Raw genomic sequence first — 22281 nt, 5'->3', positions numbered from 1 at the left:
TCGCGAAAAATCCGTCCGGGAGAGGTCAGTGTCCGACCGTTTCAACGCCGCCGCCCATTGCCTCGCCGGCAACGCCCGCCTGCGGCCGGACAAGGCCGCCCTCGTCATGGCCGGCCCGGACGGGGCCGCCGCGACCCTCACCTACGCCGAGGCCGACCGGGCCGTGCGCGCCATCGCGGCCGGCCTCCTCGGCCTCGGCCTGGAACCCGGCGCGCGGGTGATGGTCCGCCTCGGCCACGAGGCCGACTACGTCCTGACCTATTTCGCGTCCCTGGCCGCCGGCCTCGTCGCCCTGCCGGCCTCGCCCCAGCTCACCCCCGCCGAGGCCGCCTTCCTGGCGGACGATTCCGGGGCCGCCGCCATCGTCGCCGGCGCGGACGTGGTCCTCGATCCGGAGACCGTGGCCGGCCGCCGGGTCCTGCGCCCCGCCGACATCGCCGCCCTGAAGGCCGGGGACCCGCTGCCGGACTATGCCGACACCGCCGCCGAGGACCCGGCGATCCTGGTCTACACCTCCGGCACCACGAGCCGGCCCAAGGGCGTGCTCCACGCCCACCGCTCCGTGCGCGGCCGCCGGCCCATGCATGCCCACTGGCTCGGCCTCACGGACACGGACGTGATGCTGCATGCCGGCACCCTGAACTGGACCTACACCCTGGGCGTCGGCGTCACCGATCCGTGGGCCTGCGGCGCCACCGCCGTGCTGTACGACGGCCCACGCGACCCGGCCCTGTGGCCCGCCCTCATCGCCCGCCACGGCGCCACGATCTTCGCCGCCGTGCCGAGCCTCTACCGCCAGATCCTCAAATACGGGGATCTCGCCGCCCACGACCTCACCCGCCTGCGCCACGGGGTGACGGCCGGCGAGGCCCTGCCGGCCGAGCTCCTGGCCGCCTGGGAATCCGCCACGGGAAAACCCCTCTACGAGGCCCTCGGCATGAGCGAGATCTCGACCTACGTCTCGAGCGGGCCGACGATCCCCGTGCGCCCCGGCTCGCCCGGCCGGCCCCAGCCCGGGCGCCGCGTCGCCATCCTGCCCACGGAGGGACCGCCCGAGCCGCTGCCGCCGGGCGAGACCGGCCTGCTCGCCGTCCACCGCTCCGAGCCCGGCCTGATGCTCGGCTACTGGAACCGGCCCGACGAGGACGCGGCGGTCACCCGGGGCGACTGGTTCACCGGCGGCGACCTCGCGAGCCTCGATGCCGACGGCACCCTCCGGTTCCACGGCCGCAACGACGACCTCATGAACGCGCTGGGCTACCGGGTCTCGCCGGGGGAGGTCGAGGCGGTGCTCGCCCGCCATCCGGATGTGGCCGAGGTCGGGGTCGCCGAACTCGCCGTCCGGGCCGACCTCTCGGTCATCGCCGCCTTCGTGGTGGCGCGGGCCGGGGCGGCACCGAGCGCCGACGCCCTCCTGGCCTTCTGCCGGCAGCATCTCGCCGCCTACAAGTGCCCGCGCGAGATCCGCTTCCTCGACGCCCTGCCGCGCACCCCCAACGGCAAGGTCCAGCGCCGGCGGCTCGGGCAGGCGCCGGCGGCTCGGGCAGCCGTGACCGGGCAGGCGTGACGGTTGTGGCGGGGGAGGGCGCCCGATAGAGCGGGGGGCAGGCCAAGGAATTCCGCCCCGCGATGACATCTCCCGCCGTGACGTGCCTCCCCCTCTCCGTCTTCATCATCGCCCGGAACGAGGCCGACCGCATCGGGGCGACAATCCGGGCGGTGCGCGATCTGACCGACGACCTCGTGGTGGTGGATTCCGGCTCCACCGACGGCACCCAGGCGCTCGCCGCGTCCCTGGGGGCCCGGGTGATCCACAACGACTGGCCCGGCTACGGCCCGCAGAAGCGCTTCGCCGAAGACCAGTGCCGCCACGTCTGGCTCCTCAACGTCGACGCCGACGAGGTGGTGCCGGCGGATCTCGCCGCCGCCATCCGAGCCGCCTTCGCCCGGGGCGAGCCGGCGCGACCGGCCTACCGCATCGCCATCGCGGAAATCTTTCCCGGCGAGGGCCGCCCGCATCCGTGGGCGTACCGCCTGACGCCCGTGCGGCTCTACCGCAAGGATCGCGGCCGCTACTCCCCGTCCCCGGTCCACGACCGGGTCGACCTCGCCCCCGGCGCCGCCATCGGCACCCTGCGGGGCGTGATCCACCACTTCTCCGTGCGCTCGCTGGGCGACCAGCTCGACAAGCTCAACCGCTACTCCGACCAGCAGGCCGACGATCTCGCCGCCCGCGGCGTCGCGATCCCGACCTGGCGCCTGTTCGTCGAGCTGCCGGGCAACTTCCTCAAGGCCTATCTCGGCCGCCGCCACTTCGTGCGCGGCACCTACGGCTTCCTCACGGCCATGAACTACGCCATCTCCCGCCACCTGCGCGTGGCCAAGCACTACGAGCGCCGCCGCGCGGATTCTCGCGCCAACCCCGAATCGCGGCTTGACCGCCCCGATGCGAAATTCTAGATCGACGGCCTGCGGAGACGTGGCCGAGCGGCTGAAGGCACTCGTTTGCTAAATGAGCATACCCCGAAAGGGGTATCGAGGGTTCGAATCCCTCCGTCTCCGCCATTTACGACAACCCCTCATAACTGATTGTTTTGACTGGGTTTTCGGTTGTAACAAAAATGCATTTGTCCTCGATTTGTCCCCGCAAAAATTGCCTGTGGAAAGCCATTGGCGACGGAGCGAAGGATGCCTGGCCCACTGCGGCGGTCCGATAGCTGATCGTGCGGCGACGTGATCAGGGGTCTCAGGTCGCTTAGACCTTCGGAAGCGCCGCAAGAAGCTCCGGCAGGATCACCTCCATCCGGACGCCGAGCAGCACCCTCTTCCTTTTCAACTCGATCACGACACCGGCAAGCATCGGCACGGGTATCTCGCCGCCGAAGAACACGTTCAGGTCGACCGGACGCCCGGCATCCACGACGGCCCCGCCGCTCATCCCCTTGGGCGCGGTGGAGTTGACGACATTGCCCTCGTCGTCGCGCGAGCGCTTGGCGTATGTCATGAAGATGTGATGGTCGCCGTCGCCTGGAAGCTTCGCGGCGATCTCGGGATCGACCTTGTGGATGTCGCTGTATGTGAAGAGCCGCGCCTTCACCGACCGCTTCTCGGGGTTGTACGTTCGGTTCTTCGAGTTGGGGCAGCCAAGCGCCGAGTAGTAGCGACCTCGTTCCGTCCGCGCGGATATCGACATCTCATCCATTCCGACGAAGCGGCCCCTCACCTTGGCGACGAGGTCTTCCGCCGGGAAATGGAAGGCGAAGTCGTAGTGATCCCGGGCGCGGCCATGAGGCGCTGCGGTCGCCGAGAACCCGCCTTCGAGCTTCTCAAGGCCATCCCCGACGCCAAGCTAGAGCGTCGTAGATTGACTCTCGTCGATCACGTGCGCTGCCGTCAGCAGGGCCTTATGGCCCCTCAGGTCGAGCAGGACGGCCGAACTGATGTGGACCGGCCGACCATTCTCCTTGCTGCCATAGATCGGCACCACCGTCTCGCGGAAGCGTGCCTGCGCCCTGTCGACGAGAGTGTTCGCGACCTCTCGCAGGCGTGCCAGCATCTCGGGCGTGATAAGGTCGTTCGCTTGAACCATGCATCCTCCGACGCCTGCGCATCGCCATGGTGGCGACTATGGCGACGCGCCGGGGGCTAGCCGAGGCAAGGTCGTTAAGACCTCCACTCCCCACGGGGTACGGAATAGCCGAGATCCCGCATTGCCCCCATCCCCTCCAGGGGGATAGGACACTGACATGGAACACGCCTCCCACCCCGACATCGTCAAGCGCCTGAAGCGTGCCTACGGTCATCTCGCCGGTGTCATTGCCATGATCGAGGAAGGGCGAGCCTGCGTGGACCTCGCCCAGCAACTCCATGCTGTCGAGAGCGCAATCACCAACGCCAAGCGCGTCCTGATCCAGGACCACATAGAGCACTGCCTCGGGCACGGGATGGAAAACGGCGCCAAGGGGGCAACCGAGGCCTTGGCCGAGTTCAAGGCCCTGGCGAAGTACCTTTAAGGATCCGATGCCGAGCGTCCTCGACCATCGCACCTATCGCCATCTGTTCGCGGCCCAGGTTATCGCCTTGATCGGCACGGGCCTGCTCACGGTCGCCCTCGGGCTTCTGGCATTCCGGACGCGGGTGATCGCGCAGGCACGGTCTTGGGCACGGCGCTGGCCATCAAGATGGTGGCCTACGTCCTCGTCGCCCCAGTGGCCCAGGCCTTCACGGGTCGGTTGCCACGACGCGCATTCCTGGTGGGCACGGACCTCGTCCGCGCCGCTATCGCTTTGACGCTGCCCGTCGTCGATCAGGTCTGGCAGGTCTACGCCCTGATCTTCCTCCTGCAATCAGCTTCGGCGGCGTTCACCCCGGCCTTCCAGGCCACCATTCCGGACATCCTACCGGACGAACGCGACTACACCCACGCCCTTTCGCTCTCGCGCCTCGCCAACGACCTGGAGAAATTGCTCAGCCCGACGCTGGCGGTCCTTCTCCCGACGGTCGTGCCCTACAACGCGCTGTTCGGCGGTACGGTCGTCGGCTTCCTGTGCTCGGCGGCATTGGTGGTGTCCGTGACCTTGCCGACCGCCACCCGATCCGACCGGCAAGGCGGCATCTACGACCGGACGACGCGCGGCCTTCGGATCTACCTCGCGACGCCGCGCCTGCGCGGGTTGCTCGCCCTGAACCTCGCGGTCGCAGCGGCCGGCGCCATGGTCATCGTCAACTGGAGTGAGCGATCCGTCTTTCCAGGTGTTTCCGGCCGGCCATAACCCCTCGTGCATTGCACTTGGTCCGTTGACGGGCACCTTCACCGCCACGCCGACTAATCGGGTGGTGATCAAAGTCCTCGCTGCGTAGCAGGCTACTTCCTGGAAGCCGCTAGCTGAGGACGCGTTGCAATGCGGTATTGAAGCCCATGAATTGCACGGTGCGGCGGCGGTAGCACTGGAAGACACGGACGCGGCCGGCCTGGAGGGCGCTGCCGGGAACCCCGAATTCGAAGCCGCCGTAGAGGGCTTGAGGCGTTCCAAGGTGGGCTGCGATGTCCGGGCGGGCGAGGCGCGCCGAGATACAGGCCTGAGGCCGGCCCATGGTGTCGTCCCAAAGGGCGAAGGTGCACAGGACGTCGCCGAGCCCCCGCGCGAAGGCCCACCCGCGGCATTCCACGAGTCCGCCAAACTCGGCCGTAGTCGCCCGTACGGCGCGTTCGATGGTTGGCGTTCGCTTAAGTTGCTTGATGAAGTGGCGGCGAAAGGCGGGCGGCACAGCGCGGTCATGGCGATAGCGGCCCGGACCCGCGACGATCTCGATGTAGAGGGGAACGGCAGCGCGATGCACCCGGCCGCCCGTCGACACAGCTATGGCGTATCGGCCCGGATCCAGGCCGGTCAGGGCGGCGACGAGGCGGAAAGTGCCGTCCGCCGCCGGCGCTGGGGCGATGGGCGCCCGCCATGCGGTTCCGTCCTCCCGTTCGAGCCGGAGGCACGGCATGGCGTCGGGCGCATCTTCGCTTTCGATCCGCGCCGCGAAAGTCCACAGGTCGTCCGGCGTCGCTAACAGAACGCCGCCTGCATCGGGCAAATTCTGCCGGAGGTCGCGAAATCCTGGGCCGAGGACGGCCGAAGTCGGACTCGCCTCGCGGGCGAACCGGACGAGGGTCCCGCCCGTCTCGCCGGCGGCGACGATCTGGAACAGGCCTTGGGCCACGAGGAGGCCGTTGCACCCGGCCTGGACGAGGTCGACGGCGTGCGGGCCGGGGGCGAGGCCGGCGACATCAACGAGCCCTGAGAATCCTGCACGAACCGCCCCTGGGTCACCGAGGCTGTCGGCCACGTCCGGCCGTTCCTCCCTCTGCAGGACGGCGTAGGCCGTGCGCGCCGCTCCCGTGAACCGCAGGTAGGTCCGCTCGGCTGCCGGGGTGTCGAGGCGGTGCAGCCAGCCCTTCACCGAGAGATGGCGCAGGACGAGGTCGTGCCCGCTCGGGTGTGCGATCTCCCGGTCGTCAAGGCGCAGGCCGTCGCGGGCGAAGGCCAAGGTCGTGTGGGTCACGGGCAGGACCGTCGTTGATAGGGTTCGGTCCGGTTCGAGTAGGGTGTCGAGGAGAGGGGCCGCCGGCCGGGTGTGCGAGGCCGCGCCGAGAGCGCCGGCATCGGTCCCGTCCCAGTGGATGTCGCGCAGGACCCAGGACGGCGCGTTCACCCGCAGGCCAAGTTCGGCCAGGGTCAAGTCGCAGGTGACGCGCAGACGATCCGGAACCCGGTCGTGCGGGCATGGGTGGGCGGCCATGAGCCGTTCATAGAGGCTCCGCACTGCATCAAGATGGCCCGCCACGGTGATGAAGCGCTTGGCCGCCACTGCCGTGCGCATCCGTGCCAGTCGCTCCGGATCGAAGTAGAGATCGAGAAGGCGGCTCCGCACCGTGCCGGGATCGTGGGGCGGCACGAGGAAGCCGTCGACACCATCGGTCACCCGCTCGCCTAGCGCCCCCATGGCGGTGGCCACGGGCACAAGTCCGGCCTGCCACGCTTCCGTTAGGGCAATGACGTAGGTCTCGGGCCAGGTCGAAAGGTGGAGGGAGACGTCACAGCCCGCCAGCAGGGCGTGGATGGCGTGCGGCTCGTAGGCACCCATGAGGGTGACCCGGTTGGGCGAGAGTCCGCGCAGGCGCCCGGCATGGTGCTCGTCGATCCGGCCGAACACTTTGAAGTGGATACGGTAATCCTCGCAGATCCGCATGAGTTCGATGATGTCGCTGCCACCTTTGTGCCCGGCGAAATTGCCGAGCATGGCGACGGTGAGCTGGGGGCCGTCATCGCGTTCGAGCCGCGGCGTCTGCGTGGCGGGCGTGATTCCGCTGGGGCCGGCTTCGACCGGGACCAGCATCGCGATCTCAACGATGCGGTCGACCGGGATCTCCGGATAGAACGCCCGCAGATACGCCCCCGTGCCCGTCGTGCTGGTGACGAAGGCATCAACGCCCCGCACCACGAGGGAGACGAACCCGTCGCGGCGCGCCTTTGCACCCGGCGGGAAGTTGCTGGCGGCGATGAGGCAAGCGTCGCACTGGTCGCGCCCGCGCGCCACCACATCGCAGAAGCGGCCGGCATGGTCGAGCAACAACCAGCGCTCGCAGATGAGGTAATGATCGTGGAGATGGTAGACTACCGGTACGCCGCAGGCACGCGCGATCAGCGGCAGGCTGAGGGGTAGGTGGAGCAAGTGGTGTATGTGGACGAGGTCCACCCGTTGCTCGAACAGGATGCGCTCGAAGACGCTCTCAATATGGGGATCGGTGAGTTTCGGAAGTCCGATCTCGCCGCATGCCGTCGTCTCGTCGACGCCTCGCCCTTCGAGGCGTAGGGACAACCGCCCGTCTTGGATGACAGGAAACAGGAACAGAATCTCGTAGTCGGGCGCCAAGCCAACCAGCGCCTCCTGGTAGATCTCGACGCCACCGCCACTTCGGTATCCAGTTCGGTTGTGGCTCAGCATCAGCACCGTGCGTTTCGCCGGGCGCCGGACGGGCACGAGCCGCCGGTGAAGGCTGGCGGCCGCCCTGAGGATCTCGGCGACGCGGTGGTCATAGAGGTGTTCGGCCTGGGTGCGGGTCCGGGCGGCGCGAGCGGCGGCAATCCGCGCCTCGGGGCGGCTCAACATCTCGGCGATGGTACGCGCCCCCACCGCGTCGTCCGCGCACACGGCGATCTCGGACTCCGGCTCATAATAGTCTCGAATCTCAGGCTGGGGCGAAACGACGACCTGGAACCCGCCGGCCAGAGCCGTTTCGAACAGGCGGGGCGGCGGCGTCGAGCCCTGGGCCTGGGAGGCATCGGAAGCCGAGAACACCCGCGGCAGGGTGAGAACAACGCGGCTGCGGTTGGCCAGACGGGCGAAGTCGCGGTTGCCGCAGCGCCAGTCGGTGACGAGCCCCGGATCACGAAGAGCCGGGGGCCCGATATAGGTGTTCCACGGCAGGGCGAGCTTGACTTTGAGGTCGCGCGGCAGGTGCCCGAGGATAGCGTTGAGGCTCTCGACGCGGTTCGGCCACGCCGTGCCAATGAACAGCAGATCGTAGAGATAGTCCCGGTCGTGGTCGAGCACGGGAAGGTCCTGGAAGAGGCTCGCCGCGGCGAGCGGCAGGTGCCGCGCCCGGCCCCCGTAGGCCGCGACGCTGGCCTTGTCATTGGTGAAGACGAGATCGAAGCCCGTGGAGCAGCGGACATTGTCGGTGAGTTCGTAGGGATCTTCCGTGGTCCAGAGGATGCTGAGCCGGGCCAGGGCGGCGAGGCGCCCGAGCACGGGGGCGTGCTTTCGCGCGCCGCCGAAGGCGAACAGGGTGTCGAATCCCTCGCTTGTGAAGGTCGCCAGGGCGTCGGCGTGCCCGGCCAAGTGCACGCGCGCCACCCGCGGATGCCGCCGCAGGGCATCGGCGATGGCGAGCACGATGTAATGGTTGTGCGTGCCCGGCTCCGTGTCGAGGAGCAGGATGGAGAAATCGGCCATGGGGTTCGTATTTCGTCGTCAGCGCCGGGCGGTGGCGAAGCGTGGCCGCTCCGGAGCGTCGGACAGCCCGCCGAGGGCGATCGTGCTGCGGCACAGGTCGAGGATCCGGGCGGCGCGCTCGGTATAGGTGTGCTCGCGCAGGGCGCGGTTTTGCGCCCGCGCGGCGATGGCCTGGATCGCGGCCGGATCGTCCAGGGCCTGCTCGATGGCGCGGGCGATATCCGCGACCCCGTCGACGAGCAGGATCTCACGGCCCGGCTCGAAGGCGTCGCAGATCTCCAGCCCCGTGGCGAAGAACAGCTGTGCCGAGCCCGCCAGGGCGACCTCGAAGGTGCGCGGCCCGGGCGTCGCTGGCGGCAGGGCGAAGCGGCGGTTGGCAATGTCGAGGTCGCGGCCGATGTTCAGGGTCAGGCGTGCGTCGGCGGCGTGGTCGGTCATCTCGGCCGGGGTGAGGCGCCGGTTGGTGGCGCAGCGGATGTCGGAGGGCCAGTCGGTGCCGAGGATCGCCACGGGATGGCGCGACAGCACGGCATCCGCCCGTCGGATCAGCGCGACGCGGTTGGGGTAGGCGACGCCGCAGAAGAACACCACGGTTTCTCGCCCGGCGACGGGCACGAGATCGCGAAAATGCCGGGCCCGCGAGGCGGCCAGGGGCAGGTGGTGGACGTTGCCGTGCCGGTAGTGATGCACGGCCCATGAATCGTTCGAGAAGATGATGTCCGCCGTGAGCTCGGCCTTGAACGAGTAATCGAACTCGTAGGGATCATCGTGCAGCCAGTAGGCCAGCTCGGCTCCGATACTGTCGACCGCGCGGCGAAGACCGCGCAGATCAGACGCATCAGGCACGATACTGCCGACGGCGACGACGAGATCGGGACGGAACTGGCGGATCGCCGCCGGTGCGAGCTCCAGTGGTACCATGGTGACGCGGTCCGCACCGAGGATCTCGACGAAAGCTTCCGCGAGGCAGGGGCGTATCGAAGAATTTGTATTCAGCGCGTCAGTAAAAGTACTCGTTACGAGCACCTTGGGCCGACCAACCCCTCGGCCTGTACGAAAAATCATCTTGGAGCTCGAGCTGTACACCGGCGCCTGACGGTTTGACTTTGTGAAGCTGTGAATAATAAGTCCGAAGCCATCGGTTGTCCATGCAAACACGAAAGAAGCCGTGACTAGGGAACAAGTGGCAACGTCTTTTGCGACGATTAGGCAAACGATACAGGATAGGCAGGCACAATCCGGTGACGTCACACCGGAGGCCGGTCCTGTCCGCCGCGGGATGGACCCGCGCGTGCTCCATCCCTTCCGACCGCTCCTCGCCGGCTCGGTCCTCGTCGCCGGTGCCGCGAACGACAGCCTGCTCGCGTCCCTGCGCGACACGGCGCGGAGCGTGGCCGTCGCGGACGATGCGGCGCCGCAGGCGGCCCGCTTCGACGCCGTGGTTCTGGCCGATCCGCCGGCCGCGGCCTGGATGACTCAGGGCGAGCAGGGGGCCGACCGCCTGACGCAGGTCCTGGCCTGGGCCTGCGCGAGCCTTCGCCCTGGCGGACGGTTGATCGTGGTGGTCGAAAACGCCCTGAGCCTGCGCCACTTCGCGGGCCACCCCGAAACGGCGTCCGCCCCCGGCCTGTTCAGCCTCGAGGATCGGGCACGGCCCGACGGCTTCGTGCTCCCCACGCGCCGGGATCTGCGGGACCGGCTCGCCTGCCTCGGTCTCGGTGAGCAGGCCTGGTGGTTTCCGTTTCCCGATCACCGCCTCGCCCTGAGCCTCCTCGCCGAGGGGGGACTCGTGGTGGGCGACGACTTCGATCCGAGCGTGCTCGCCGCCGCCGCGGCGGCGTTCGATCCGGACGGCCCCGGCGAGGGCCGGTTCTCGCTCCCGCGCGCCTGGGCGGGCGTATCCCGAGCTGGCCTCGTGGGTGACCTCGCCCCCGCCTTTGCCGTGGCGGCCTCGGCGGCCGCCCTCCCGCCGGACCCGCGCCTCGCCCTGCATTTCGGCCATCGCCGCCGGCCGGCCTTCGACAAGGTCGTCGGCTTCGTGCGAGAGACGGACGCGATCCGCGTGACGCGCACGCCGCTCCATCCCGACCTGCCGCGCGCCGTGGACGGCGTGGTCAACCGGTTTCCGGACGAGGCCTTCGTCCCCGGAGCGCCGTGGCAGGTGGGGTTGCACGCGTTGCTCGCCCGGGACGGCTGGACATTGGCCGAAATCGTGGCTTGGGCGGCGGTCTGGCGGGATGCCGTGCGCGCGCTTTACATGGATGGCGGGTCCCTGACGCCCGATACGCCGCTTCCCGGCGGCGCCATCGACGCGATCCCGCGCAATCTCATGCACCGGAACGGCTTTCCCGTCTTCATCGACGCGGAATGGGAGATCGATGCCCTCGACTTCGGCCATTTGCTGGTGCGGGGGCTCGTCAACGCGTTCACCGACGTCCCGTCCTGCGGTGCGCCCGGACCCGGCATCGTGCCGACCCTCCTCGACCTCGTCCATGCCGTGGCCGAAGGCCTGGGCACGCCCCTCGACCCGGCGACCCTGGACGCGGCGCTCGCGCGCGAGGACCGGTTCCAGACGATCGTGAGCGCGGTCAAGACCCGTCGGGACCGCGCCTGGCTCGCGGCCGCGCGGCTCGTCCTCCGCACCGCGCCTGCCGATCCCCGCGCCGAGGCGGATCAGGCGGCGGACCAGGCGATCGCGCGCCTGCACGCCGAGGCTACGGCACTCAGGGCAGAGGGCGACCGCCGGGTGGCCGCCGTAACCGAGGATCTGGAGGAAGCCCGCCGCAGGACCGACCGCGTCATCCGCTACGCGGCGGACCTCGACCGGGAGCGAGGCCGGTTGGCGCGGGACCTTGTGGAATCCCGCGCGTTGCTCGTACGGCACAGGGTGGCCTTCGGCGACACGATCCGCGCGAAGCTGGCCGCTGGCCTCGGCCGTTTCGCACCTCGCCGGGACGGCGCCAAGCGATGACCCATCCCTATCTCGCCTTGCCCGACCGGGCGTTCTGGTCACGCGCCTTCATGGACAGGACACCCCGCGACATCGCCGATCCGGGCGCCGGGCCGCTGATCCGGGACGGCGCGGCCATCATGTCCGTGGGCAGTTGCTTCGCCGCCAACCTCGTGCCGTTCCTGGAGCGCGCCGGCCTGCGCTACCTCCGCACCGAGCGTCTGGCCGATTGGCTGCGGATCGCCCCGGAACCCTTGGGCTACGGGCGCTACAGCGCCGCCTACGGCAACGTCTACACCGCCCGGCAACTGCTCCAGCTCCTGCGCCGGTCCTGCGGCCGGTTCACGCCGGTCGAGGATCGCTGGTGCGAGCCCGACCGGGTCGTCGATCCCTATCGGCCGGGCCTACGCTACACCGCCCGCACCGAGGCGGAGTTCGAGCCCCTTACCGCCCAGCACTTGCGGCTGACGCGGGAAGCCTTCGCGGGGGCCGACGTTCTCATCGTCACCCTCGGGCTCACAGAAGCGTGGATCGCACGCGACGGGGCGGTGTTTCCCGCCTGTCCCGGCACCGTGGCGGGGCGCTTCGATCCGGCCCGGCACCGCTTCGTTGAGTTCTCCTGCGCCGAGGTGACGGAGGATCTCAGCGCCTTCGTCACGGAGCTGCGCACCCTCAATCCAAGGGTCCGAATGATCCTCACGGTGTCGCCGGTGCCCCTCGTCGCGACAATGGGCGGGCGCCACGTGCTGGAAGCCTCGACCCACGCGAAGGCGGTCCTACGGGTGGCGGCCGAGAGCGTCGCCCGCAGCTCGGTCGACGTGATCTACTTTCCCGCCTACGAGATCGTCACCGGCCCGCAGGCTCCGGACGCGTTCTTCGCGGATGACCGGCGCAGCGTCAGTCCGGAGGGCGTCGGCGCTGTGATGCGGGCCTTCCTCGCCGCCTGCGGCCGCGAACCGCCGGGCGAGGCGAACGAAGCGCCCCCGCCGACGATGCCCCCCACCGCCCACGTGTCCCGACTCCTCGCCGAGGCCGAGTGCGAGGAGGAGATGGCCGCCCGCCCGCCCCCCGCCGAAGCGCTCCCCGAACCACCCCTCCCACCACTCCGGCCGCCGAGCCCCGAGACCGCCGCCATGCTGCACGATGCCCCCGAGCCCGACACCGCCGCCCGGATCTCGGCGCTGGAAGCCGAGCACGGCCCAGTGCCGGGGGATTTCGACGGCGCCACCTATATCGGCCTCCACCCCGACCTCGCGGCCCTGTTCGCGCATCCCTGGCAGGGGCAGCTCCACTACCTGGAGCACGGGCGCCGCGAGGGCCGGCTCTACCCCTCGAACGTGACGCGGGCCGAGACCAAGGTGGCGCAGGCGCGGCGCATCGCCCTCGTGCTCGACGGGCTGGACGGCGCCGGCAAATCCACCATCGCCCGGCTCACGGCGGAGGCCATCGGCGGCTGCGTGCTGCACCCCTACGATGGCAACGGGCCGCTGCTGGTCTGGCTGGCCCGCACGGGCCAGCACGCCCTCGCCGATTCCATCGCCCACGCCGCCGTGGCCATGGCCATGGACCGGGTGCCCGCGGGCGTGCCCATCGTGTTCGACCGGCACTGGTTCACCGCCTCGCAGCTGCTCTCGTCGCTGTACCGCCCCGGCTGGGAGCCCCGGCCCTTCACCCTCCTGTGCTGGGCCGACCGCGAGACCACCGTCGCCCGCATGATCGCGCGCGGCGAGGACCGGGATGCCCTGGAGATGACGCAGGACCGGGTGGAGACCTACCGGCGGCTCGCCGCTGAGCTCGACGTGCCCCTGCTCGACACCTCGCGCACCAGCCCCGAGGAGGCGACGGAACGCGTCCTCGCCCTGATGACCGAGCGCGGCCTCCTGCCGTGGCGGGGCGCGGCATGAGGGCCGTCGTCATCGCCGGGCACTCGCACCGCAAGGCGTTGGGCGTCGCGCGGGGCGACCGGACGCAGGCGCCCGACCTCCTGCCCCTGGAGCCGCCGGATGGGCGCTTCCTCGGCCTCTCGGGCGGCCCGAAGCAGGCCGTGTACTGGGACCGTCTCTGCGCGCTCGCGCCGGGCCGGCGCATCGCCCTCGCCTGGGAGGGCAACCGCTACAACGACGCGTTCCTGCTCCAGGGCGAGCCGGCCTTCGACCTCATGGTCGCGGAACTGCCGCACCTGCCTCCGCGCGACGACAGGGTCCTGGTGCCCGAGCGGGCCGTGCGTGCGCGCTTCGCCGAGACCGAGGCGGGACTCGCCGCCTTCCTGGAACGGCTCGCCGCCCACGACCCCGCCGGCGTCGTCCTCGTCGGCGCGCCGCCGCCGAAGGCCGACGCGCGACGCCTCGCCGACCTCATGGGCATCGGCGCCTACGGCGCCAAGCTCGCGGCGGCTCACGGCCTCGATCCGCAGGCGCTCACCCTCACGCCGGCCACCGTGCGGCTCAAGCTGTGGCAGGTGGAGCAGAACGTGCTGCGTGGGGTGGCGGAACGCTTCGGTCATCCCTTCGTGCCGGCGCCAGGGGCCTGCACCGACACCGACGGTTGCCTCCACCCGGATTACTGGGCCGAGGACGTCACCCACGCCAACGCCGCCTACGGCGCCCTCATGCGCGATGCGATCGCGATCCATGTCGCGTGAGACCGGGAGAACACCTGCGATGCGGCTGGTGATGACGCTGCTGATCCGCAACGAGATCGACATCATCGCTGACTTCCTCACCTACCACCTCGCCCAAGGGGTGGATTACATCATCGTCACCGACAACGGCTCCACGGACGGGACCCTCGACGTGGTCGCCCGGTTCGTGCCCACGGGCCGGGTCTGCCTCCTCGTCGAGGAGGATCAGGATTACCGGCAATACGCCTGGGTCACCCGCATGGCGCGCCTCGCCCGCGACCTCCTGAAGGCCGACTGGATCATCAACAGCGACGCCGACGAGTTCTGGCACGCGGAGGGTGGCAACCTGAAAGCCGTGCTGGCGCAGGCCGAAGCCGACGTGCTCATGGTCCGGCGCCGCAACATGATCCCGCCGCAAGAGGGCATCCCACCGCAAGAGGGCATCCCGCCGCAAGCGGGCCGCGGTGGCGACGTGCTCGCCGACGGGACCCTCGCGGTGCTGGCCCCCGTGGCGGACCGCAGCCGCTCGAAGCTCATCCGCACGGTCAGCGCCAAGGCGGTGTGCCGGGCGGACGGGTTCGTCGCCATCGGACAGGGCAACCACGAGGCGACCTACGACCGCCCGGTGAGCCAAGCGGACGAGCCGCGCCTGACCATCTACCACTACCCGATCCGGACCTACGCCCAGTTCGAGGCCAAGGTGATCCAGGGGGGGGCGGCCTATGCCCGCAACACCGAGTTCGACCGAAGCGTCGGCGGCCATTGGCGCCGGTGGTACGCCACCTGGGAAGCGGGCGGTCTGCGCGCCGAGTACGATTCCATCGTGCTCGATGCCGAAGCCCGCGATGCGGCCCTCGCCGAGGGCATCCTCGGATACGACGACACCATGGCCCGCCGGTTTCAGGGACGCGCCGACGCGACGCCCCCGGAAGAGGCCCGGCGCATGGCCGATTTCGTGTCCCTCGACGGTCCCCTCCCCCGGGATTTCGACGCGCTCGGCTACCTGCGCCTGCATCCCGACCTCGCCGCCCTGTTCACCGCTCCCTGGCAGGGCGTCCTGCACTACCTCGAACACGGCCGGCGCGAGGGCCGGATCTACCCCTCCACGCTGACGCGGGCGCAGGAGAAGGGGACCCAAGCCGGGCGCATCGTGCTCGCCGTCGACGGCCTCGACGGGTCGGGCAAGTCGGCGGTGGCCCGCCACGTGGCGGCGGCGCTCGGCGCGACGGTGCTCGATCCGTTCGCGGGCCGGATCGGCGCCCTGATGGTGCATCTCGCCCGCCTCGGCCAGCATGCCCGCGCCGACGACGTCGCCCACGACGCCGTCGCCCTGGCGCTGGCCGAGGCCCCCCCGGGGCCGGTGGTGTTCGACCGGCACTGGTTCACCGCCTCTCAGCTGTTGTCGAGCGCGTACCGGGCCGGCTGGAACCCGCGCCCGTTCAGCGTGATGACCTGGGCCGACCGCCCCACCACCCTGGCGCGGCTCGCCGCGCGCGGCATCGATGCCGAGGCGCAGATGCCGGAGGACCGGATCGACACCTACCGGCGCCTGGCGGCCGAACTCGACGTGCCGCTCATCGACACCACCTACCTCACCCCGGACGAGGCGGCGGCCCGCGTGCTGGCCCTGATGGCCCAGGGACAGCCGTCCTGAAGGGATTTGCGTCCGGCGCCGAAAAGCAAGTCGGGCTCTGCCCGACACCCGCCAAAGGGCTTGCCCTTCGGTATCCCGGGATCAGGCGGGCGTGGGATCCACCGGTCCCTGCGGGATACGCCGGTCCCAGCCGATGTGGCGGACGTAGCCGCCCCGGTCCAGGATCACCGCCCGGTAGCCGAGGGCGTGGTAGTGCTGCGAGATCTGGCCTTCGTGCTTGAGCGGGCTCGCGAGGATGTGGCCGAAGCTGCCGATCGCGGCATAGTCCGACAGGCGGCGGAGCCCCGGGTTGAAGGTGAACCCGTGCCACTTGCCCCGGTAGCCGAAGGCGAGCACGCCGAAATCGCCGGCGGCGGACGTGAAGTGCAGGGGGTGGCCGTTGGTGTCGTCCCAGGCCCGCAGCCAGACGCAGATCGTCGAAGGATCGGCGGCGAGCAAGGCACGGCTGCGCTCGATGAAGCCGCCGCGATGGAATTCCCAATCGTCCTCGAGGTGGAAGATGTAGGGCGTCCGAACCTGCGCGTAGCCGGCCTCGATGGCGGCGATCTGCCCCCTGGACCCGCCGAGTCGGAGCAGGCGTGCGCCGTGACGGGCGCAGATCGCCGAGGGGTCGCCGGGACCGTCCTCGACGACGAGGATCTCGGCCACGCCTGGATCGGTGTTCCAGGCGCCAAAGCTCGCCAGGGTGCGTTCGAGAAGGTCGTGGCGCCCGCACGAGGTCAGCACGACGGTGACATCGGGAGACACGCCCCTGCGGAGCCACCGCCATCGGGCCTTCCACGGCATCGCGTCATCCCGTTCCAAAAAAGCAAAAAGGGGCCGGCTCATGTCCGAGCCGGCCCCCCGTCGTGCGGTCCGTTCGGATCAGAAGGTGTAGCGAACTCCGCCGCGCACCGCCTGGATCGTGTCGGAGGAGGCGAGCTCGGCGTCGTAGCCGAGGAAGCCGGCGAGCCCCGGGGCCAGCTCCGTGCTCACGCCGAGGCCGACCAGCGCCCGATCGCGGGCGAGCCGGCGGCCGGAGACGGCGAACGGCACCGTCGGCACCAGGGTGAAGGACGCCCCGATGGTGCGGCTCACGTCGGCGAAGTCGTGGACGTAGGCCGCCTTGACCCAGAACGAGACCGGCCGCCCGTCGAGCACCGTCGTCGCCGTTTCCAGGCGGCCGCCCACGAGGGTGCGGGCCGAGAGGAAGTCCTTGGCGGCGATGGTGAGGCTGAGGGGACCGACGCTGCCCTCCTGCACCCGGTCCTGATCGAAGGTGTTCACCTGGAACCCGACGAAGGGCGACAGCACCGTCGTGGGGGCGACGGCGAAGCGGTAGCCGAGCTCGCCCGCGGAGATGAACTGGTCTCCGCTGACCTTGCCCTGCGCGCCGCCGGCCTGGATCTGCGCCAAGCCGAGCGAACGGTTCACGCGGCCCTCCGTGTGGGCGTAGCCCACGGTGGCGTTGGCGTAGAGGGCGCCGCTGGAGAAGCCGCCGTAGACGCCGACCTGGGCGTTGTCCGTATGCGCCCGCTCACCGGTGCGGTTGAGGCTCACGTCGACGGAGCCGTAGCCCGCCGCGATGCCGAGCACCGTGCCCACCTGCGGGTGGAAGTCGATGCCGCCCGCCATGCCGGCGACGGTCTCGGAGCGGCCCGCCGCGTTGGCGGTGGAATCGACGGAGCCGAACTGGCCGTAGCCCGTGGCCCAGAGGCCGTAGCCGCGGCTGGTCTCGACGAAGCGGGGGGCGGGCACGGGGGCGCGGTTCGGCATGTCGGCGGCGTAGACCGTCGGCGGCAGGGTGAAGCCCGTCGGGCCGGCCTCGGTGGTCGCGGCGTAGGCCCGCGACAGGAGCTGGCTGCCGAAGGCGCGACCCGAGCGGAGCTGCGGATCGGCCAGCGACGCGTAGCCCTGGCCGGAGACCCGGTCGAGGGTGGCAGCGATGCCGGCGTTGCTCTGGTTGTCGATGACGAGGAGCGCCTGCGGGTTGTTGGCGAGGGCCGCATCGAGGCCCCGGGCGACGTTGGCCTGGTTCGCCGTCTGCGCCACGAGACCGAAGCTCTGCTGGGCCAGGGTCACGTAGGCGTTGTTGGCGTCCGTGGAGGCGATCGCGCGGATCAGGAAGGGCAGCGCGCCGTTGTCGGTGACGCTGGCGAAATTACCCCGCACGCCGCCGGCGGCGGTGAGCACCGTGTAGCGGGCGTTGGGCAGGTAGGTACCCGCCGCCGCGGTGACGCTGGCGGTGCCGGCGAGGGTGGCGGTGCCGGTGGCGACGAGGCGCGAGGCCTGTCCGTCGGCGCCGAGCGCGCTCTGGAGCGTGCCGCCGGCCTGCTGGACGAAGTTCGTCACGGTTAGGGTGCCGTAGGGTGCGGCGGCGGAGCCGGGGGCGACGATGCCGGCGTTGGTCAGGGTGCCGCCGATGCGGCCGGTGCCCGCGAGGGTGCCCGCCGAACCCACGCCGGTGTTGGCGTTGAGGGTGGCGTTCACCGTGAGGACGCCGCCCGCCACGGTGGCTCCGCCGGAGAAGTTCTGCGTCGAGCCCGAGGCCAGGGTCCAGGCGCCGTCGGCTTGGCGCAGGGTGGTGAACCCGGCGACGTTGCTGGTGAGCGTGCCGGTGCCCGAGAGGTTCAGGGCGTTGATGCCGAGGCCCTGCGCGCTGATGTTGCCGCCGATGGTCGAGCCGGTGCCGAGGTTGACGACGTTCCGGCTCGCCGCGACATCCACATAGGTGATGTTGCCCGTGATGGTGCCGGTGTTGGTCAGGGTGTGGTTGCCCATGCCGTACTGGATGCTGCCGGCGATGCGGCCGGCATTCGTCGTGGTGCTGTTGCGGCGGTTGGCCGTGGTGGCCACTTGCGGGTCGGCATCGGTGAAGCGCACGTCGCCGGTGATGACACCCGTGGCGGCGTTGGTGAGGAACCCATTGCCGGCGCCGTAGACGACGATGGCCTGTCCGCCCGCCGGGCCGGTGATCGCTCCCGCATTGGCGATGGTGAAGGCCTGGGCCCGGCCCTGGATGGCGCGGACCCCGGTGCCGGTGCCGCTGATCGTGGCGCCGGCGCGGTTGGTGACGCTCAGCGCCGCGACATCGTCGTCGGAATCGATGGCCGCGACGGCCGCCGTGCCGGTGCCGGTGCGGGTCGCCGAAATGGTGCCGGCGTTGGTGATCGCCATGGAGGCGATGTTCTCGCCGGCGTAGATGCCGCGCGAGATGCCGATCCCGTTCTCCGTCACCGCGATGGTGCCGTTGTTGGTCACCGCGACGTTGGCGAAGTCGGCGCCGGTGGAGTTCGTCAGCACGCCGTAGACCCGGGTGGCGGCGGTGTTGGCGCGGCCTGCGGCACCGGTACCCACGAGGGTGCCGTTGTTGACGAGGCTGGTATTGGAGCCCGACAGGTTCACGGTCTTGTTGGTCAGGGTGTTGTTGACGGTGAGCTGCGCGCCCGCACCCGTCACCTGGATCAGGCCGGCGACGTTCTGCGTCGAGCCCGCACCCAGCGTCAGGTTTCCACCCGCCACCGTGAGGTTGCCCGAGAGGTTCTGGACGGAGCCGCCGGCCGTGGTCCAAGCGCTGCCGGTGCCGGTCTGGGTCAGGCTGGTGAAGCCCGCGACCGTGCCGGTGAGGGTGCCGGTGCCCGACAGGTTCAGGGTGTTGGTGCCGAGGCCCTGCGCGGTGATGTTGCCGCCGATGCTGGAGCCCGTGCCGAGGTTCACCGTGTTCACGGTGGCGGCGACGTCGAGGAACGACAGGCCGCCGGTGATGCGGCCGGTGTTGTTCACGGTCTGGTTGCCGCCGCCGAAGGCGACGTTGCCGTTGATGGTGCCGACGTTGGTGAGGGTGCCGGTGCGGCGCAGGTTCACCACCGTCGCGGCGGTCTGGAGATCCTGGTCGAAGTTGCGGACATCGCCGTTGATGACGCCGGTGGCCGTGTTGGTGATGACGGTGTTGTAGGCGCGGACAGTGGTGGCGTCGCCGGCATTGCCGGCATTCACCGCGAAGGTCGCGATGGCGGCCTCATTGGCGGTGGTGTTGGTGAGGGTGCCGCTGTTGTTGATCTCGTACTGGGCGGCGCGGCCCGACACCGCGCGGGTGTTGAGGCCCGTGGCGGTGATCCGGCCGCCGGCGGCGTTGTTGACCACGAGGCGGTCGGTGTCGTCGTCGGAATCGACGCCCGCGACGACGGCTGTCGTCGCCGTGGCGGAGATACCGCGGGTGGCCGAGATCAGGCCGGTGTTGTTGAGCGTAAACAGGGTGGTGTTCTCGCCGGAATAGATGCCCCGGGCGATTCCGTTGCCGTTCTGCGTCACTGCGATGACGCCGCCATTGGTGACGGTGGTGTTCTCGTACTGCGAGCCGGCCGGAGCACTCGAATAGGCTCCGTAGACCCGCGTCGTGGTGTTGCCGGCCGGCGCTGTGAGGAGGATCGTGCCGGTGTTGTTCAGGGTCGAGCGGTCACCCGCGAGGTTCACGCCGAAATTGTCGCGGTTCAGCGGCGCGGTGTTGCTGATGGTGCCGGCGTTGTTGACGACGCTCGTGCCGTTCACCCGCACGTTGGTGAAGCTCGGGTTCGTGCCGGTGGCGGTCTGCTGCGAACCGACGGTGGCGCCCGGCTGGATGTTGACCGTGAGACCGGTGGCGGCTGCCGGGGCGATGAAGCCCGTCGGCTGGGCATCGGTGCAGGTGACGGTCTGCCCACTCGCGGGTGCGGCCGGCTGGCACGCCGCCGACGCCTCGACGATCAACATGCTCCAGACTGGAACGCTCGCCATCAGCGAGCGACGCAGCACCTGACCTTGCCCCGACATCGAATCCCCCAGATTTTTGTATTTTTGACTGGCCGAACGCTCGCACGCATGGCGAGCAGGGTGGACGATTACCTTGAGCACGCACGGAGTCAAAAATTAGTTCTACGTTCGGAGAACGACTTCATGCCTTTGTCTCGCGACGATGTAAAACAATCACACATCTTTCTTACAAAAGGAGGTTTAGGTTCTAGCAGTTGAGCAAAAACGGAAAAATTAAATTTAAAACACGCAATCCTACTGGGATAAAACGGCAAGACCGGCCGTTTTTCTTCACCAATGGCATGAGACTGGACCCGGTTGCCTCCGGACCAACGCCAGGCGTCGCGACCGGCCGTGGACGACATTCGAAAGACATGCGGCACCGCCTACGAACAGCCCTGGAACACAACGGCTGGAGCGTCCGGGAGGTGAGCGACATTCGTGAGGCATTAAATCAGGTCTGGCTCGGCGTGCCGCGTCTCGTGCTCCTCGATCTCACTATGCCGATGATGGACGGGTTCTCGTTCCTCGACCGCTTGAGGGTATTACCAGGTTGCGCCGAAGTGTCGGTAGTGGTCCTCAGCGCTCGGGACGTCACGGCACAAGCGCGCGACCGGCAATCAGAGGTCGATGGCGTTTTACACACAGGCGATTCTAGTATTCAGGAGCGTCGAGAAGGCGACACAGGCCGTAAGACACGGCGCGTCCGATGCAGTCCTTTGACCGAACAGACTGCCGTCTTCGAACGTGATGTCCTCAGGCCTGCCAAGTCGTCCACCCCTCATGGCCTTCTGGCAGTCCGCGTTCGAGCAGAGTGCACGAGGATGGACCTGTCGATCAGGCCACCGTCACTGACGCGCTACGATACGCTGAACGCCGCGGTTCGGCTTCGTGCGACGGGCTTCTCCGCGTCACCGAAGAGAAACGGGAGGAGGACCGCCGTGAACGCTTCCGGATGCGAGTAGTTGATCCCGTGAGCCGCTCCCGGGATGACGGCAAGTCGGCCACGAGGAAGGGAGCCGGCGAGGCTCGCAACGAAGGCATGCGGGACGATGTAGTCGCGCGTGCCCCAGACCACGAGCGTCGGCTGTGAGACCCGCCGGACCTTCTCCGCGATGTGATTGTCGACCATGCTGCGCAGGGTCAGGATGTAGCGTCCGATCCCGCCGCGGGCATAGTCGGTGAGCGCCACCCAGGCGAGCGACCAGCGCTCGAACGGTGCGATGGCCATGAAACCGACAGCCTGCCGGACGAGGCCACGTGCCTCCGGGTCCGGCGTGGGACCCTGCAGCACAAGGCGTTCGACGAGCTGCGGATGAAGGAGCGCCAGTTCGACCAACACCTCGCAGCCCAGGGAATTGCCGACAAAGGCCGCGCGCTCCACCCCGACCGCATGCATCCAGGTCGCCAGTGCGTCCGCGAGCTCGCGCACCGTGAGCGTTCGGCGGGGTTTCTCGCTCAAGCCGAAGCCGGGCAGGTCAGGCGCATAGACTCTGACATGAGGAGCGAGATGCCGTGCGAGCGGGATCATGTAGCGGCTCGACATCCCGAGCCCGTGGACGAGGATCACGGGCAGACGGTCATCCGGTACGGCGTCAACCGAAACGCGGGCCTGCATCGTCCTGCCGTCGACGCGGACCTGCCTCACCGTGAACCGGCCCATATCTGTGCTTCGGTCCTGGCCGGCACGCCGCCGAGCCAAGGCGTCGACCAGAGCCAGACCGGCGATGATCCCGCCGGCCGTCACAAGGATCCACCGCAGGGACACACGCGTCTTTCCGTCTA

General features: G+C 69.5%; 15 protein-coding genes, 1 tRNA gene and 1 pseudogene. 10 read left to right on the top strand and 7 right to left on the bottom strand.

What is annotated here, in order from left to right; genetic code table 11:
* Positions 1-28 precede the first annotated feature (28 nt).
* The 3 genes from ASF28_RS04685 to ASF28_RS04675 all read left to right on the top strand — a co-directional run bounded on the left by ASF28_RS04685 (position 29) and on the right by ASF28_RS04675 (position 2565).
* Complete coding sequence (locus tag ASF28_RS04685; RefSeq protein ID WP_056088277.1) at positions 29-1567, top strand: acyl-CoA synthetase; 1539 nt, start codon at positions 29-31, stop codon at positions 1565-1567.
* A 77-nt stretch (positions 1568-1644) separates the two neighbouring features.
* Positions 1645-2460: a glycosyltransferase family 2 protein gene (locus ASF28_RS04680; RefSeq protein WP_147709890.1), complete on the top strand. Its 816-nt coding sequence runs from the start codon at positions 1645-1647 to the stop codon at positions 2458-2460.
* A 13-nt stretch (positions 2461-2473) separates the two neighbouring features.
* Positions 2474-2565 (top strand) — tRNA-Ser (locus ASF28_RS04675).
* A 190-nt stretch (positions 2566-2755) separates the two neighbouring features.
* On the opposite strand, the gene ASF28_RS04670 is transcribed toward ASF28_RS04675, so the two are convergent.
* Positions 2756-3193 (bottom strand): hypothetical protein, encoded by a 438-nt coding sequence (locus ASF28_RS04670; protein WP_147710932.1) that lies wholly within the window; start codon positions 3191-3193, stop codon positions 2756-2758.
* A 156-nt stretch (positions 3194-3349) separates the two neighbouring features.
* Positions 3350-3589: a hypothetical protein gene (locus tag ASF28_RS04665; protein WP_056088269.1), complete on the bottom strand. Its 240-nt coding sequence runs from the start codon at positions 3587-3589 to the stop codon at positions 3350-3352.
* Positions 3590-3746: 157 nt separating this feature from the next.
* Here ASF28_RS04665 and ASF28_RS04660 point away from each other — a divergent pair, with 157 nt between their 5' ends.
* Both ASF28_RS04660 and ASF28_RS04655 read left to right on the top strand, forming a co-directional pair.
* Positions 3747-4013 (top strand): metal-sensing transcriptional repressor, encoded by a 267-nt coding sequence (locus ASF28_RS04660; RefSeq protein WP_056088266.1) that lies wholly within the window; start codon positions 3747-3749, stop codon positions 4011-4013.
* 7 nt (positions 4014-4020) lie between these two features.
* Positions 4021-4727, top strand: a pseudogene (locus ASF28_RS04655) (MFS transporter); the annotation flags it as partial.
* Positions 4728-4881: 154 nt separating this feature from the next.
* Here the strand turns inward: ASF28_RS04655 and ASF28_RS04650 are convergent.
* Positions 4882-8505, bottom strand: a complete 3624-nt coding sequence (locus tag ASF28_RS04650) for a glycosyltransferase family protein (RefSeq protein ID WP_056088264.1) — start codon at positions 8503-8505, stop codon at positions 4882-4884.
* Positions 8506-8523: 18 nt separating this feature from the next.
* Positions 8524-9426 carry a glycosyltransferase family protein gene (locus ASF28_RS04645; RefSeq protein ID WP_244474893.1) on the bottom strand — a complete coding sequence of 301 codons (903 nt, stop codon included), beginning with the start codon at positions 9424-9426 and terminating at the stop codon, positions 8524-8526.
* A 370-nt stretch (positions 9427-9796) separates the two neighbouring features.
* On the opposite strand from ASF28_RS04645, the gene ASF28_RS22825 reads away from it, so the two are divergent.
* The 4 genes from ASF28_RS22825 to ASF28_RS04625 are packed head-to-tail and all read left to right on the top strand — an operon-like array spanning position 9797 to position 15729.
* Complete coding sequence (locus ASF28_RS22825) at positions 9797-11476, top strand: hypothetical protein (protein WP_162239980.1); 1680 nt, start codon at positions 9797-9799, stop codon at positions 11474-11476.
* Positions 11473-13359, top strand: coding sequence for a GSCFA domain-containing protein (locus tag ASF28_RS22295; protein WP_056088256.1), 1887 nt, complete (start codon positions 11473-11475; stop codon positions 13357-13359). Before ASF28_RS22825 ends, ASF28_RS22295 begins: the two co-directional genes overlap by 4 nt.
* Positions 13356-14096, top strand: coding sequence for a hypothetical protein (locus ASF28_RS22290; RefSeq protein ID WP_147710015.1), 741 nt, complete (start codon positions 13356-13358; stop codon positions 14094-14096). Before ASF28_RS22295 ends, ASF28_RS22290 begins: the two co-directional genes overlap by 4 nt.
* A 19-nt stretch (positions 14097-14115) precedes the next feature.
* A complete protein-coding gene (locus ASF28_RS04625; RefSeq protein ID WP_056088251.1) occupies positions 14116-15729 on the top strand; it encodes a glycosyltransferase family 2 protein in 1614 nt (537 codons plus the stop codon).
* Between the two features lie 81 nt (positions 15730-15810).
* On the opposite strand, the gene ASF28_RS04620 is transcribed toward ASF28_RS04625, so the two are convergent.
* The gene (locus ASF28_RS04620; protein WP_056088248.1) at positions 15811-16476 is read right to left on the bottom strand and encodes a glycosyltransferase family 2 protein; all 666 of its coding nucleotides are present in this window, start codon (positions 16474-16476) and stop codon (positions 15811-15813) included.
* A 117-nt stretch (positions 16477-16593) separates the two neighbouring features.
* On the bottom strand, positions 16594-20481 hold the full coding sequence (locus tag ASF28_RS04615) for an autotransporter outer membrane beta-barrel domain-containing protein (protein WP_157085353.1): 3888 nt from the start codon (positions 20479-20481) through the stop codon (positions 16594-16596).
* A gap of 317 nt (positions 20482-20798) precedes the next feature.
* On the opposite strand from ASF28_RS04615, the gene ASF28_RS21490 reads away from it, so the two are divergent.
* On the top strand, positions 20799-21461 hold the full coding sequence (locus ASF28_RS21490) for a response regulator (RefSeq protein WP_082475998.1): 663 nt from the start codon (positions 20799-20801) through the stop codon (positions 21459-21461).
* Here the strand turns inward: ASF28_RS21490 and ASF28_RS04610 are convergent.
* Complete coding sequence (locus tag ASF28_RS04610) at positions 21356-22264, bottom strand: alpha/beta fold hydrolase (RefSeq protein ID WP_056088242.1); 909 nt, start codon at positions 22262-22264, stop codon at positions 21356-21358. The genes ASF28_RS21490 and ASF28_RS04610 overlap by 106 nt on opposite strands.
* Positions 22265-22281: the final 17 nt, after the last annotated feature.

This window comes from Methylobacterium sp. Leaf99 (assembly GCF_001422375.1).
Taxonomy (GTDB): domain Bacteria; phylum Pseudomonadota; class Alphaproteobacteria; order Rhizobiales; family Beijerinckiaceae; genus Methylobacterium.
The sequence above is the reverse complement of the archived record's forward strand: the minus strand, read 5'-3'. Positions and strand labels throughout refer to the sequence as shown.